This window comes from Cryobacterium sp. PH31-O1 (assembly GCF_030063455.1).
Taxonomy (GTDB): Bacteria; Actinomycetota; Actinomycetes; order Actinomycetales; family Microbacteriaceae; genus Cryobacterium.
This window is the reverse complement of sequence record NZ_JASITB010000005.1, coordinates 272,900-286,580: the sequence shown is the minus strand read 5'-3', so window position 1 is coordinate 286,580 and position 13,681 is coordinate 272,900. Positions and strand designations below refer to the sequence as shown.

10 protein-coding genes are annotated in these 13,681 nt (G+C 59.1%); 4 read left to right on the top strand and 6 right to left on the bottom strand.

What is annotated here, in order from left to right:
* Positions 1 to 3: 3 nt before the first annotated feature.
* Genes QMK31_RS12460 through QMK31_RS12445 form a run of 4 tightly spaced genes read right to left on the bottom strand, consistent with a single transcriptional unit; the run spans position 4 to position 4,002 of the window.
* Positions 4 to 1,164, bottom strand: a complete 1,161-nt coding sequence (locus QMK31_RS12460; RefSeq protein ID WP_283501266.1) for an ABC transporter ATP-binding protein — start codon at positions 1,162 to 1,164, stop codon at positions 4 to 6.
* A gap of 23 nt (positions 1,165 to 1,187) precedes the next feature.
* Positions 1,188 to 1,973, bottom strand: coding sequence for an ABC transporter permease (locus tag QMK31_RS12455; protein ID WP_283501265.1), 786 nt, complete (start codon positions 1,971 to 1,973; stop codon positions 1,188 to 1,190).
* Entirely contained in the window at positions 1,970 to 2,878 is a 909-nt protein-coding gene (locus tag QMK31_RS12450; protein ID WP_283501264.1) for an ABC transporter permease, read from the bottom strand. The genes QMK31_RS12455 and QMK31_RS12450 overlap by 4 nt, the downstream gene beginning before the upstream one ends.
* A 5-nt stretch (positions 2,879 to 2,883) precedes the next feature.
* Positions 2,884 to 4,002 carry an extracellular solute-binding protein gene (locus tag QMK31_RS12445; RefSeq protein ID WP_283501263.1) on the bottom strand — a complete coding sequence of 373 codons (1,119 nt, stop codon included), beginning with the start codon at positions 4,000 to 4,002 and terminating at the stop codon, positions 2,884 to 2,886.
* A gap of 365 nt (positions 4,003 to 4,367) precedes the next feature.
* On the opposite strand from QMK31_RS12445, the gene QMK31_RS12440 reads away from it, so the two are divergent.
* Complete coding sequence (locus QMK31_RS12440; protein ID WP_283501262.1) at positions 4,368 to 4,646, top strand: cupin domain-containing protein; 279 nt, start codon at positions 4,368 to 4,370, stop codon at positions 4,644 to 4,646.
* A gap of 1 nt (position 4,647) precedes the next feature.
* Here the strand turns inward: QMK31_RS12440 and QMK31_RS12435 are convergent, their stop codons facing one another.
* On the bottom strand, positions 4,648 to 6,228 hold the full coding sequence (locus tag QMK31_RS12435; RefSeq protein WP_283501261.1) for a helix-turn-helix domain-containing protein: 1,581 nt from the start codon (positions 6,226 to 6,228) through the stop codon (positions 4,648 to 4,650).
* A gap of 187 nt (positions 6,229 to 6,415) precedes the next feature.
* Between QMK31_RS12435 and QMK31_RS12430 the strand changes: the two genes are divergently transcribed.
* The 3 genes from QMK31_RS12430 (at position 6,416) to QMK31_RS12420 (ending at position 12,109) form a co-directional block, all read left to right on the top strand.
* Positions 6,416 to 8,452 (top strand): hydantoinase/oxoprolinase family protein, encoded by a 2,037-nt coding sequence (locus QMK31_RS12430; protein WP_283501260.1) that lies wholly within the window; start codon positions 6,416 to 6,418, stop codon positions 8,450 to 8,452.
* The gene (locus QMK31_RS12425; RefSeq protein WP_283501259.1) at positions 8,452 to 10,449 is read left to right on the top strand and encodes a hydantoinase B/oxoprolinase family protein; all 1,998 of its coding nucleotides are present in this window, start codon (positions 8,452 to 8,454) and stop codon (positions 10,447 to 10,449) included. The genes QMK31_RS12430 and QMK31_RS12425 overlap by 1 nt, the downstream gene beginning before the upstream one ends.
* Before the next feature lie 271 nt (positions 10,450 to 10,720).
* Positions 10,721 to 12,109, top strand: a complete 1,389-nt coding sequence (locus tag QMK31_RS12420) for a purine-cytosine permease family protein (RefSeq protein ID WP_283501258.1) — start codon at positions 10,721 to 10,723, stop codon at positions 12,107 to 12,109.
* Positions 12,110 to 12,170: 61 nt separating this feature from the next.
* Here QMK31_RS12420 and QMK31_RS12415 read toward each other — a convergent pair whose 3' ends face one another.
* Positions 12,171 to 13,652: a helix-turn-helix domain-containing protein gene (locus QMK31_RS12415; RefSeq protein WP_283501257.1), complete on the bottom strand. Its 1,482-nt coding sequence runs from the start codon at positions 13,650 to 13,652 to the stop codon at positions 12,171 to 12,173.
* Positions 13,653 to 13,681: the final 29 nt, after the last annotated feature.

The window sequence follows — 13,681 nt, the reverse complement described above, 5'->3', positions numbered from 1 at the left end:
GGACTAGGTGAGCGAGGCACCCTCGTCGCCGGTGTCCTCGAGAAGAACTCCGCACTCAACATTCCATCTCATCCAGGCTCGACTACCGGGTTCGCGCACCCCGGAGGCCTGAGCCGCACGCACAGTGCCCGTGCTACCGTCTGGCAGCTCTACCTCACAGCGCCAGGACGAACCGAGATAGTTGGCATCCAGCACGGTGACCGGCAGGGTATTGCTGTCGAGGGTTGCGGGTGCGGTGCCTTCGTCACAGAGCGTGATGTTTTCTGGACGAATGAGTATGGCCAGAGAATCCGAGTCGAGCCTGCCGGGAACGCGAATTGCGTGTCCGGAGATATCCAACACGGTTTCACCGTTAGCGCTGCTGACCATGGCACCGGACAGTACCGTGGACTCGCCAAGAAAACGGCCGACAAAGAGTGTCTCGGGCTTTTCATACAGGTCTGCCGGAGAGCCAACCTGCTCAATGCGTCCATTATTGAAGACCGCTATTCGGTCAGACAGCGACAGTGCTTCTTCCTGGTCGTGCGTTACGTACACAAACGTCGACCCCACCTCGCGGTGAATGCGCTTGATCTCCTTTTGAAGCCATTCTCGCAGCTTCTTGTCGAGGGCACCGAGCGGCTCATCCATGAGTAAGACGCGAGGCTTGTAGACGAGCGCCCGAGCCAGAGCAACCCGCTGTTGTTGGCCGCCCGATAGCTCGGTCGGAAAGCGATCGCCGAATTCTCCCATGCGCACCATTTCGAGCGCGCCGGCGATCATAATTTTCTGCTCTGCCTTCGCGATCTTGCGACGGTCCAACGGGTAAGCGATATTCTCGGCAACGGTCTTGTGCGGGAACAGAGCGTAGTTCTGAAAAACCATGCCGATGTCACGCTTATGGGCGGGCAGCTTGGCGACGGGCTTACCGTAGATATGCAGCAGGCCTTCCGTGGCCGACACGAAACCGGCAATCATATTCAGTGTTGTGGTTTTGCCAGAGCCAGACGGACCGAGAAAGGTCATGAATTCGCCTGGCTCAATAACGAGATTGATGTTGTCGACGACAGCCTTGTTGCCATAGCGTTTCGTGACATCGCGAAGGCTGATGCCCGCGTCGTTGATCACGCTTATGACCTCGGTATTGAGGTGCAGTTGCCGGAGTTCTTGTTCGTTTTGATCCACGGCGGAGGTTGTATTTTCCGGTCTCATACCGAAGCTCGCTTTCTCTTGCGGGTAGCAAATTGTGCGGTGAGCATGACCAGCACAGACGTGAGCATAGCGATGACGGCAACGGCAGCGACGGTGGGATCACTGGCTTGCGTCACGCTGTTATAAATCTTCACCGGCAACGTCTGCAACTGGGGACTTTGAATAAACAGCGACAGGATAATTTCATCGAAGGAGGTGACGAACGCGAAAAGTGCTCCCGCTGTCACCCCCGGCATGATGAGGGGAAGGGTGATGCTGAAAAACGTGCGGAGCCGCCCGGCGCCCAGGGTGGCCGAGGCCTGCTCCAATTTGGGGTCGACGCCCTGCAGCGAAGCCGTCACGTTGATGATGACCAGCGGCAGGGCCACCACGGTGTGGGCGAGCACGAACCCGGGAAGGGTGCCGAGCAGGTTGAATCGCAAAAAGAGTGAGTACAGCCCGATAGCGATAACAATGCCCGGAACGATTAATGGTGTGAGAAAGTAACTCTCCAGCAAAGCCTTTCCGCGAAATTTCACCTTAGACAGGCCGATGGCCGCCATGATTCCCAGTGCCGTTGCCACCACCATGGTGATGAGCGCCACCTGAAGGGAGGAACCCAATGCTCGTAACCAAGACGGGTCGGTGAAGAAGTTCTCGTACCACTGCAGGGAGAACCCCTGCGGGGGAAAGTTGAACGACGCCGCAGAGTTGAACGACATGGGAATGATGACCAGCGTAGGCAGGAGCAACCAGAGAACGGTGAGAACAGCCAGCGCACCCAGCGCGCGTTTGAGCGTCATTTTCCACGCCCCGCGAATAGGTTTGTTCCCTTAGAGGCGCGACCCAAAAGCGCCAAAACCACAATGGTCGTAGCGAGCATAAATATGCCCAGAGCCGTGCCGTGTCCCCACAAGAGAAAACCGCTGATTTGCTGGTACATCAGTGCAGACATCATGATTTCCTTTGACGAACCGAGCAGCGCAGGAATGATGTAAAAGCCCAGCCCCAGAATGAAAACCGTGACGGATCCGGCAAATATCCCCGGCCTTGACAGCGGCAGGTACACCGTGAAGAAGGCCGTTACAGGCCGAGCCCCCAGGTTTGCCGCCGCGGGCAGTAACCGTTTGTCGATCTTGGCCAGCGCCGAATAGATCGGCAGCACCATGAAGGGCAGGAGCACCTGGGACATACCCAGGGCCACGCCAAATGTGCTTCGAATGAGCGGCAGCGGCCCGATTCCAAACACCGCCTCCAGGATGCCGTTTATCGGGCCGGTGTCTTGCAGGAGAACCAGCCACGCCAGTGTTCGCACCAAAATGCTGGTCCATAGCGGCAGCATAATAAAAAGCTGCAGCATATTTCGGGTGCGATCACTGACCACTGTCATCAGGTACGCATATGGATACGCGATGAGCAGGCAGACGATCGTTACGAGTAGAGACGTGGCGAAGGTGCGAAAGGCCACCACCATGTTGGTAGGAGTGGTGAACAGCCATACGTAGTTCTGAACGCCCAGCGTTGGATCGCTGATGCTTCGGTAGAACACATCAATCAGCGGTGCCAGAAAGAAGAACGAGACGACCACGAACGCTGGAATCAGCAGCAGAAACGGGCGCCAACTCTTTGGCTCTCGAACCTGCTTCGCTGTGTCACCGCCCGGAGCGGAGCGTTTGCTCCGGGCGTGGGTGGTCGTTGTATCAGCCATGCCGTCTAGCTTCCGGTAACCCAGCTGGCCCATGCGGTCGACAGGGCGTCGTAATTTTCCACCCAGAAGTCGATGTTCGGAGCGATTCCGGTCTTCAGGTGTTCAGTCGTCAGCCAGGTCTCCAACGTCGCGTCAACCTTCGGCTTTGCATCAACGTTCACCGGGCCGTACGAGGTGAGCTCGGTCATGCGTGCCTGCTGTTCCGCGCCGAGGTAAAAATTAACGGCAGCGAAGGCCGCCTGCGGGTCTTTGACACCCTTGGGAACGGCGGTCGAATCGACCATGATCATCCACTCGTCCCACATGGGAGCCACCGGTGCGCCAGCGGCAGCCGCGCCGTAGCCACGGCCCGACCATACCAAGCCCATAACGGCCTCGCCCGATTCCAACTGCTGCTGGGCCTGAGCGCCCGATGTCCAGCCGATAACGTCGTCACCGAGGGCGCGGTATTTGTCGAAGGCCACGTCGATGTCGTCAACGGTGACGTCGTTGACGTCCTTGCCTTCTGCCGCCAGGGCGAACTCTACTGTTTGCGGGTCTACGTACGGAGACTGGCTGACCGTGCGCTTGCCCGGAAACTTCTTGGTGTCGAAGAAGTCGGCGGCGCTCGTGGGGGGGTTATCACCAAACGCGTCGGTGTTGTACGCCACGACGAGGCCATAAAGAATGTTGGGCACCATGCACTTGTCGGTGATGGTTCCCTCGGGAACCTTTGAAATATCTACCTGTGAGTAGTCGTACTCCTCGTAGAGCGTTCCGCAGCCGCGCGCCGTGTCGAACTGGGTCGCGTTGGTGATGTCCCAGGTGACGTTACCGCTATCGACCATGGCCTTGAGCTTGCCGGCGTCGAAAGCGTCCTGCAGAAAGTTGGCGCCGGAGATTTTTGCGAACGGATCCCACGCCGCATCACGCTGGCCATCTTGAAAGATACCGCCGGAGGCCGCGTAGGTGAGCGTGACACCGTCAAAGACTCCGTCCGCTATGACGCCTGCTACCGGGGCAGCGAGATCTCGATCCGCCACCGGTGCGGCGTCGTTTCCGCCAGCGCAACCGGCCAGGAGCAGGGTGGCTACTCCGCCAAGAGCTACCACGCTTAGCTGTCGCTTCAGTTTGTGATTTCGCATGCTGAACCTTCTTCTCTCACTCCGTTGTGAACCCTTTGAGGCTGGCTGTGTAGATCCGACGCTTTACTCGTTTGAAGGATCGGTACGGCAAATGTAGCAAGTCCGGTCTCGATGTGCACACGTTTTATCAAAAAAAGCCGCCCGAAAAGACGAAAACTACGCAAAAAGTGCCAAGTTGATAACAATTCTGTACCGCGCCGTGGTTACTGTGACGAATTTACGGGGCAGGTGGTCGTCTATTTCGCTCGGCAAGAAACCCAATTCTGGTGGCCGAGAGGTGGCGCACGCGACGGGCAGACGGCAGGGACCGCCGCGGAGGAGTCGATAGGATCGCTTGCATATCAATCAAACGATAGGACAAAACAATGGCGTCCAGCACAACGCAAATTGACAACGGAATTTTTCGTTCCACCAAGTGGACGATTGAACCGGGCGATGCCATTCCCATGCACGTACATGAACATGAATATGTGGTCGTGCCTCTCGTGAATGAAACCATGCACGTGATCAACGCCGACGGGTCCGAGATCGTCGCCGACATTCGCATTGGAGAAAGCTACACGCGCCCCTCCGGTGCCGAGCACACCGTGGAAAACCGCGGCACCCGCACGGTCGTCTTCGTCGAGGTCGAAAAACTCGCCTGATTTACTCGCCTTGATATTCTAGGCGGTCTTGGAGGGCCAATATTTGGTCCTGAAAGGCCAGGTACAGGTTAGCGACGGTGGCGGTATCGCTGATCGGTTTCCCGAGTAATTCCTCGCACTTATGTAGCCGATACCGAATCGTATTGGCATGTACAAAAAGATGCCGGGCACTTCGCCCGACGTCCTGATCCAGGCCGAGATACACGATCAGGGTGCCAATGAGGTCGCTATCCAAATTGAGGGTGGCGATGAACTTGCGAAGTTTGTCTTCAAGCTGAGGCGCCTCACGACGAGCCAACAGCCAACTGGCGAGGTCTACTTCGTCGAGGCGCACCACGCTGCGTTGCGCTCCCGGATGCCGGTCGGTCTGGGTCGCGCGGCGCCGGGCAATTTCGAGCGCCGTTTCGGCCTCTCGAAAGGCCATAGGAGTGCTGGCCAGTTCGCTGAAGGGTTCCGAGGCGCCGACGACGAGTTCAGAACCGGCGAGGTTGAGCCACTCAGGCAGGACGGCCGAATTGGACACCAAAGCATGAATGCTGGCCATGGTTCGTGACCCCCCGCCATTCTCATCGAGAAGCAGGCCGAGGCCCACTAACGCCGCTTCTTGCAGCAATCCTTCGATGAGGTGCTTGGGGGCGGGATCACCAGAGGGGGTCGAAATAGCTACGGCCCTCAGGGGCTCGTAGGCGGTGAATCGAAACGGGTTCATGCGATTCCAATAGCGGTGTTCGCGCGATGGAGAGATTCCATCTTGCAAAGCGACCAGCAACTGCGCATTTTCATACAGTTCGCGTGACAGCCCTATTTGCGTGATGCCATTAATGGCGCCCAAGAGGCGTTGCGTAGTCTGCAGAAGAACATCGCCGAGGTCATCAAGCATGGTGGAATTGCGGCTGGCCAGAACAAGACGGTAGGTCTTTCCCCGCAGCACCAGCGACTTTCCAATGGCATCCCAACGGCCAACGGTGAATCGGTCTTGCACCCCTCCCGACCGCTGCATTTCCGTCCACATAAGGCGGATGGGGCCCTCGCCCGCCGAGGCGACGACGCGTCCAGAGTCCTCGTAGAGCACGGCTGAGCCACGACAGGAAGAAGCCAGCTTCGCGATCAGCGCCTCGATTGGCTGGTCTGCCGACATGCTTTGCAGAAGTTCGTTCATAAACCATCCCGCCCGCCGGAGCAGGTAAGCATCCGCGGAGAGTTTGGATTGGTTAACAAAATTCTCAATGGCATAAAATGGCACGTCGGCGGCCACGGTATAGAGGGGAAAATTTTCTGCTCGCGCAGCCACGACCAGCGCCGGTGGCACCTCATCGAAATGCACACCCACCCCGAAAAACATCGCGGTGGTCTTCGCCTCACGCATGTTCCTGATCAATGACAGTGCCTGGCCTTCGTCACGTTCATGGCCGATGAAGAGGAGCCCGGTAGTGAGCATGATCGTACCCGGTTCAACCCAGCGCCCAGGGTCGCCGAGTTCGCTCGTTCGCGCGCCGAGAACAGCGCTGCGCCCGTCACCTGGCACGATGGCGATTAGTCCGAGGCTCGCTTGACTGACGACTTCGCCGAGGGTGATTGCCACGTTGACTCCAAATCTTTCAGCGTTCGATCGAGCCGTCGGTGTGGTCCAGACGACGACGTGCGGCAGAAGTAGCGATGCTTTGGAGTTTATCCAAAAAAATGCCGGAAGACTTGCACAGTCTCCAGTGACTGAGCCGAAAAGCGTACCCATACTTGACCACAACCTGAAACAGTCCGGAGGACAACCAATGTCGCAAGTCCGAGTTGCCGTCGATGTCGGCGGCACATTTACCGACGTTTGTATATTTGACGAGGAATCGCACAAGATCCGGGTAACCAAAGTCCCATCGACGCCGCATGACCCGCTGGTCGCCGTCATGAACGGTGTTGCCAGGGCCAACATCGACCTCGCCAACGTCACGCTGTTCTCCCACGGAACGACCGTGGCCACCAACGCGCTGATCACCCGAAATTTTCCACCCGCAGCCATGGTGACCACCCGGGGTTTTCGCGACGTCATCGAAATTCGCGATGGCACCAAAGATGACCTGTGGGACGCCTACAAAGATGTATCCGGTCCCTACATTCGACGTCGAGACCGTTTTGAAGTGTCGGAACGAATCGACTATGCCGGCAACACCGTCCTGCCCCTCGATGAAGCGGATGCCCGCCGTGTTGCGCAGCTGTTGCGTAAACGCAATGTGAACACCGTGGCGGTGTGCTTTATGAACTCCTACGCGAATCCACAGAATGAAGTTCGGATGCGGGAAATTCTCGAGGAAGAACTGCCCAACGCGACCGTGTCGACATCCGCTGAAATTCTGCCCGAGATTTTTGAGCACGACCGATTCAACACCACCGTCGCCAACGCCGTCCTTGCCCCGCTGGTATCCGGCTATGTCAATCGGCTCTCCGACCAGCTCAAAGCCGGCGGTTACAAGGGCGACCTGCTCGTGCTGCATTCGGGCGGTGGATCAATGACACCCCGCATGGTCGAGCGGTACCCGGTGCGCCTCGCGGCCTCGGGAATTGCGGCCGGTGCAATCGCGGCCAAGCACGTGGCCCAGCAGTGCGGCTACGAAAATGCTGTCGGCCTCGATATGGGCGGCACCTCAACCGATATTGCCCTGGTGAGCAACGGGGAACTGCGTATAACCAAGGAGTGGGAGGTGGAGTATGGCCACCCCATCATTTTCCCCAGCATTGATGTGCTCACGATCGGAGCTGGCGGCGGCTCCCTCGCCTACATCGACATTGCCGGCTCCCTCCGAAACGGGCCGCAGTCCGCTGGTGCCGATCCCGGCCCCGCCTGCTACGACACCGGCGGTGACCAACCCACGAACTCCGATGCCAACGTGGTGCTCGGTCGCTTGGGCACGTCGCTGGCCGGAGGTGCGAAGAACCTGAATAAGGATCTGGCAACGACGGCTATCAAGAGTGTCATCGGAGGCCCGCTGAACATGTCTGACGCCGAGGCGGCACACGCAGTGATTCAGGTAGCCAACGCCAACATGGCGGATGCCGTGCGGCTGGTCTCCATCCGTCGCGGGCACGACCCCCGCGATTTTGCACTCGTTGCCTTTGGTGGGGCCGGAGCCCTGCACGGGGCGGAGGTGGCCAGGGAGCTGAACATTCCTACGGTGATCATTCCGCCTAACCCGGGTGTGGCATCCGCTTTGGGCTGCTTGCTCGTCGACATTCGTCACGACCTGTCCACCATGTTCACGGGGATCGCCGCCGATGCCGACACCGATGAGTTAGAAGGTCTGTACACGTCGCTGGAAAGCGAGGCCATGGCACGCCTGCGCCAGGAGCGCGTCGCGGACGAGAACGCCCTGTTGCAGCGGCAGATCTCCATGCGCTATCTGGGCCAGTGGCGTTCCCTGTCGGTCGGCATCGGTTCGGGCCCCAGTGCTTTGGCCGAAGCAGTGGAAACTTTTCACGAGCAACACGAACGTGAATTCGCGTTCAGTCAGAAAGACCAGCCGGTGGAGGTCTATCAGCTGCACCTCACCGCCATTGGAAAAACTCCCAAACCGTCTTTTAAACCGGCCGTGGAACTCAACGCCGATCCGGGAACACCTCGCGAAATTCGTCCGGTGTACTTCGGGGAGCTGGGATGGATTGACACCCCGGTGTTTGAGCGAGACAACATGCCCGCCGGCGCCATGTTTAGCGGCCCGGCCATTGTCGATCAATTCGATTCCACCACCGTGATTCCGCCTCACACCACCGCCGTAATAGACGAGTGGATGAATATCCTCATCCACCTGAAGGAGATCTGATGTCTGAAACAGTCGCCACCACGACCGTGCCGGAGCCCACCGGGACCCTGGATCCGGTGACCTTTGAAGTGCTCAAAAACGCATTCGCTACGAGCGTCGACCTGATGAGTGAGCAGATTCTTCGCACCTGCTACTCCTTCGTCATCTATTCCCGGGACTTCTCATCGGCACTGTGCGATGCCGCCGGAAATACTGTGATGCAGGGCAGCGGTGATATTGCCGTGCACGTGGGAACCCTGCACTTTCAGTGCAAGGCGGTGCTTGAGGAATTCGGAACGGACATCAACCCTGGCGATGTTTTCGCTATCAATGACCCGTATCGTGGTGGAACCCACTTCAACGACGTGAGCTTCATTCGCCCGATCTTCTCCGATGGCGAGGTCATCGCCTTCGCTCAAAACAAGGGCCACTGGGCCGACATCGGTGGCAACGTTCCCGGTTCGTTCGACGTGAATGCCAAGGAACACTTCGGGGAGGGACTGCGCATCACCCCGGTGCGCATCTGGAGCCGCGGTAAGTTTCTGCACGACGTTGCCCAACTGCTGGTCTCGAATACCCGGGCGCCGCGCCAAGCAATGGGCGATTTACACGCGCAGTCTGAAGCCACCGCCGTGTGCGAACGTGAAGTTCTTCGGCTCGTCGACCGCTACTCCAAGGCAACCGTGCAGCACGCCATGCAGGAGACCCAGGACTATGTGGAACGCACGGTTCGACGCCGCCTGGAAACGCTGCCCCACGGTGTGTGGGAAACCACGGACTACATGGACAACGACCCCGGTAAAGACGAGGGACTGGTGCCGATCAAAATCAAGCTGACCATTGATGACAACGGTATTCACTACGATCTCGCCGGTTCAGCTCCCGTCGTGGCGACGTTCCTCAACTCCGGCTACGGCACGACGTTCTCGGCCATCTATGCCGGAACGAAAACCTTCTTTCCGGATGTTCCGCTCAACTCCGGCTTCTACGCCGCGGTCACCGCCGACATCGGACCGGAGGGAACGGTCGTGAACGCCGGCTGGCCGAACGCGGTGACCGGATTCTGCTCCGGCCCATATGAGAAGCTCATGAACGGAATCTTTGAGATTTGGTCGAAGATTATGCCCGAGCGGGCAATGGCCTGTGCCTTCAACCTTGAGTATCTCCTGGTCGGCGGTAAAGACGGTCGCACCGAGGAGAGCCCGTACTTCATGTGGTACGACTGGATGGCCGGTGGCTGGGGTGGTCGCGCGAGTAAGGACGGCAGCGGCGCTACCGCTCCCGTCTTCGGTGCTGGGCTCGCCGTTCAGCCGGTGGAGGGCCAGGAACGCCTGTCGCCGGTGCTGACTTCAATGCACCAGATCGGCATGGACTCAGGCGGCCCCGGTCGTTTTCGCGGCGGTGTCGGTATCGAAAAGGGCGGCATGCTCACCGACGCCCAGAACGCCGTCATGAGTTACTGCTGTGACCGTGCGCGTTCCATTACCTGGGGGATCGAGGGTGGCCTGCCGTCGATTCCGCACGGAGTCTGGCTAAATAAGGGCACAGTTGGGGAACGCTTTCTCGGTTCCAATTTCTCCTCCGTTCCCGTGCAGTCGGGCGACTCGTTCGTGCGGCCGTCGGCTGGCGGCGGTGGCTACGGGGACCCGCTCGAACGCAGTTACCCTGAGGTTCTCGATGATGTCATTGACGGCTACGTCTCGCTCGGGCGTGCGGCGAAAGACTACGGCGTCGTCATCACGGCAATCGATCCCGACCTGGACGACTACGTGGTTGATGAGGAGGCGAGTGTTGCACTTCGCCGGGACATCGCGCAACAGCGCCTGGGCTGGCTGGCGGAAGACCCGGAGCAGGTGTCGGCGCGGTATATCAGCGGTGATCTCGACATGCTCGACGTGATTCGTCGCTACGGAGTAATCCTCGACTGGGGCACGGGCGAGCTGTTTGCGCAGACCACCCAAGAGCACCGAGCACTGATGGAACGTCGTTCCTCTTCCCACTGGCTTCCGGTCGTCTAGGCAGCAACACAGGTATAGAGCCGCACAGCCGGTTTCACGAGTACGGCACGTGCCAGTGCATCTGCACAACTTCGGGGCATATTCTCTGGCACTTGCCTACTGGCCGCAATCCACAGGGGCTTCACATACTTGCAGAATGCCAATCGGCCACGGATTTCAAAAGCGGCGGCGACCACAACGACGCGGTCGCTCCGGTAGTCAATCAGAGTAGTTGGCGTCACCAATCACGAAACATTTTGCCGGTCGTCACCGGCCCTAGTGGAGGTACACAGTGAACGTGAATTTGACCGGCAGCAATAACACGGTTGAGGCGACCGACGCCCTCTACCGTGAGGGTAACGACGAAGACCAGATGACCAAGGGCTCGCTGTCGATGGCCTGGTACGGCGTCGCGAGTGCCATGTTCTTCGTTTACATCGGAGCTGCCCTGGCCGTGGCCTATGGCACCAAGGATGCGCTGATCGGCCTGGCCCTGACAATCGTGGCCTACGGCCTGATCAACCGCGTGTTGTCAAAATACGCCATCAATAATCGCACCACCGTAGCGCTGTTTTCACGCACCATTCTCGGTACCGCCGGGTCGGCCATCGCCACCATTATCTTCGCCCTGGTCGCTATCTACTACGCCGTATTCGAGGGGTCGATTGTGGCCTACGCCTTCCAGGTAGCCTTCGGGGGCGAGATGTGGATGTGGTACCTCATCGTCGTGGCATATTCCACACCGCTCATTCTGGGCGGTGCACGCCGGTTCCTCGATAAGCTCAACGGTGTGCTGCTCCCGGTGTACATCGGTGGCCTCGTCGCCGCCGTCGTGTGGGCGGGTGTGCAGTACGGGTTCAGCAGCACCTGGCTCACCCAGCAGCCAGATACCGGGCTGGCCGTCACCATGGGCGGACCGGGCTGGCTCGCCACCTTCGCCGCGTACATGGGCGTCTGGATCATGATGATGTTCACCATCGACTACGCCTCTCTCGGCAAGCGCAAAGACACCAAATTTCACCAACGCTGGAGCTTCGGCTGGGTGTTCTACCTTCTAGCGTACGGCTTCAGCGCCCTTGTCGGCATCTTCCTCACCTTCACCATTCCCGGGCTGGAGGCCTCGGAGACGGGGATTGCTGGCGGCATCGTGTCGATGATGGGAATTCTCGGACTCATCGTGGTCTTTGTTTCCCAAACCCGCATCAACACGGCCAACTACTACCTGGGCGCGGCCAACCTGAAATCGTTCGGCGAGCGGGTGTTCCGCATTAAGATGCCCAACCTGGTCTGGGTCTTGACCTCGTCAGTAATCATCTTTCTCCTGATGCTCCTGCCCATCGTCAAATACATTTTGCTGGCACTTGCCTGGCAGGGGGTCCTCGTCACTGCGTGGGTTGCTATCGCCATGACGCACATCCTCATCACCCGGGGACGGGCGCAGGAGCACGGCATGCTGGAGGACGTGCACTACCGCAGATTCAACAACTCGGGCCTGATCGCGTGGATCGTTGCCACACTGGCCGGCATCATCATGCTGCAATTGGGTCTGTTCAACGCCGATCTTGCCGGGGTTGGCGCCACGTGGGGTCCGATCCTGACCGCTGTGGTGGCATCCGCTGTGTATGCAACGCTGTGGAACTCGACGTCGTCAAAGACCGCCTTGGTCACCTCTGCCGCGTAATCCATTTCACGCCAGCGGCGTGGAAGTGCTTCGGCGCTTCCACGCCGTTTGACGTGACCGCTTAGGTTTCGTTCACGTAGGTTTCGCTCACGGCGACCAGGCGCAGGGCAAACAAGCAGGTGGCCTGACCCTCGACCGAATTCAGGTTCAACCGGAGCAGAGCTTCTATTTTGCGCAGCCGGTAGTTTAAGGAATTGCGATGAATGAACAGGGCGGCACAGGTTTTTGAAGGCTGAGCATCATTGTCGAGATAGGCGCGCAGCGTTTCTAGAAGGGGACCAGTACGTTTCTGGTCGTGCTCGAGGAGGGGCGCGAGCAGCTTGCGTGCTGCCTCCCTGGCGCCGCGGCCGGCGGTGGCGGTCACCACAGCGGAAAGGCCCAACTCCGGCGCGAGCTGCGGGCGATCGGCGTGTTGAACCAGCTGCAGCAGGTGCACGACCGACAAGCGCAACTCGAACAGGCTCGGGGTGGCACTTTTCAGGACCAGAGGTTGCCGATCATGAATGTGCAGTAACCGCTCGGCCACTCCGGCAAAGTCATCGCGCGGGTTCTGCGTGAGGGCCACAAGGCGGTCGGCGAACTCGGTGACGCGCACGGTGTGAAATTTCTCGTGCAGGGCAACGCGTAATTGCCACGACGTCGAGGCAAATTCACCGCCCATGTCAGCAACCAAAACGGATGTCTCCACCCGCGGATCCAGTCCAATGTCTTGAAATGCCTTGCGAACCTCAAGATGGCTTGCTTCCTCCCACGATTCGCAGGCGAGCACAAAACTCTTGATTTCCTGCTGGCGGCTGGCATCTACCGTGACCGAGCGGTTGAGCTGCAGAGCAATAATGGACGCGACCGGACCAAGGAGCGAAGCGAGTGGTTGCTCACCATGCGTCTCCCTGATGGCAAGCCGGCACGGATTATTCAGGCCCATCGGCAACGGAATATTGAGGATTCCGACCTGTGGTTTGGTGCGTACGCCCGACGTCCAGGTGGCCAGGGCAGGATACTGCGCGATAACCATGCCATAGGCATCGTAAACGGCCAGGGGCGACTGGATGACGTTGTAGACGGTAGCGAGCAGGGTGACGACCTCGGCATCTTGATTGGCTAAGCGAGCACACTCGTCGGCCAGGGTCCAGCCGCGGTTGACCACCGCGAGGCGCTCGGCCTGCATGACACTTTCGATGTAGCGGTTGACCTGGAGCGGAGGAACGGCCGCCGGTACTTCAAGAAGAGGAACATCGTGGTGGGTGCAGGCCGCGATCAACCCGGGCGGAAGCACGCGATGGGCCATTCCGGTGGCGAAGACGATGGCACACACGGGGACAGCGACCAAACGTTCCACAAACGCATCCCAGGTGAGTTCATCAGAGAAGTTCATGCCGATTCCGCTGGTGAGCAGGAGGGAGAATGGATCGAGAAATGGTGTGGGATCCATCAGCTCGGTTGGCGCACATCCGCTCACCTCTATCGCCAAACTCGCCTCCGAAGCGGGGGATTGCAACAGAAGTTGTAGGGAACGTTCCAGAATCAAGTCGACTACGCGCATGGGCGGCGCCCTACTTTCGGTCTTGTGCA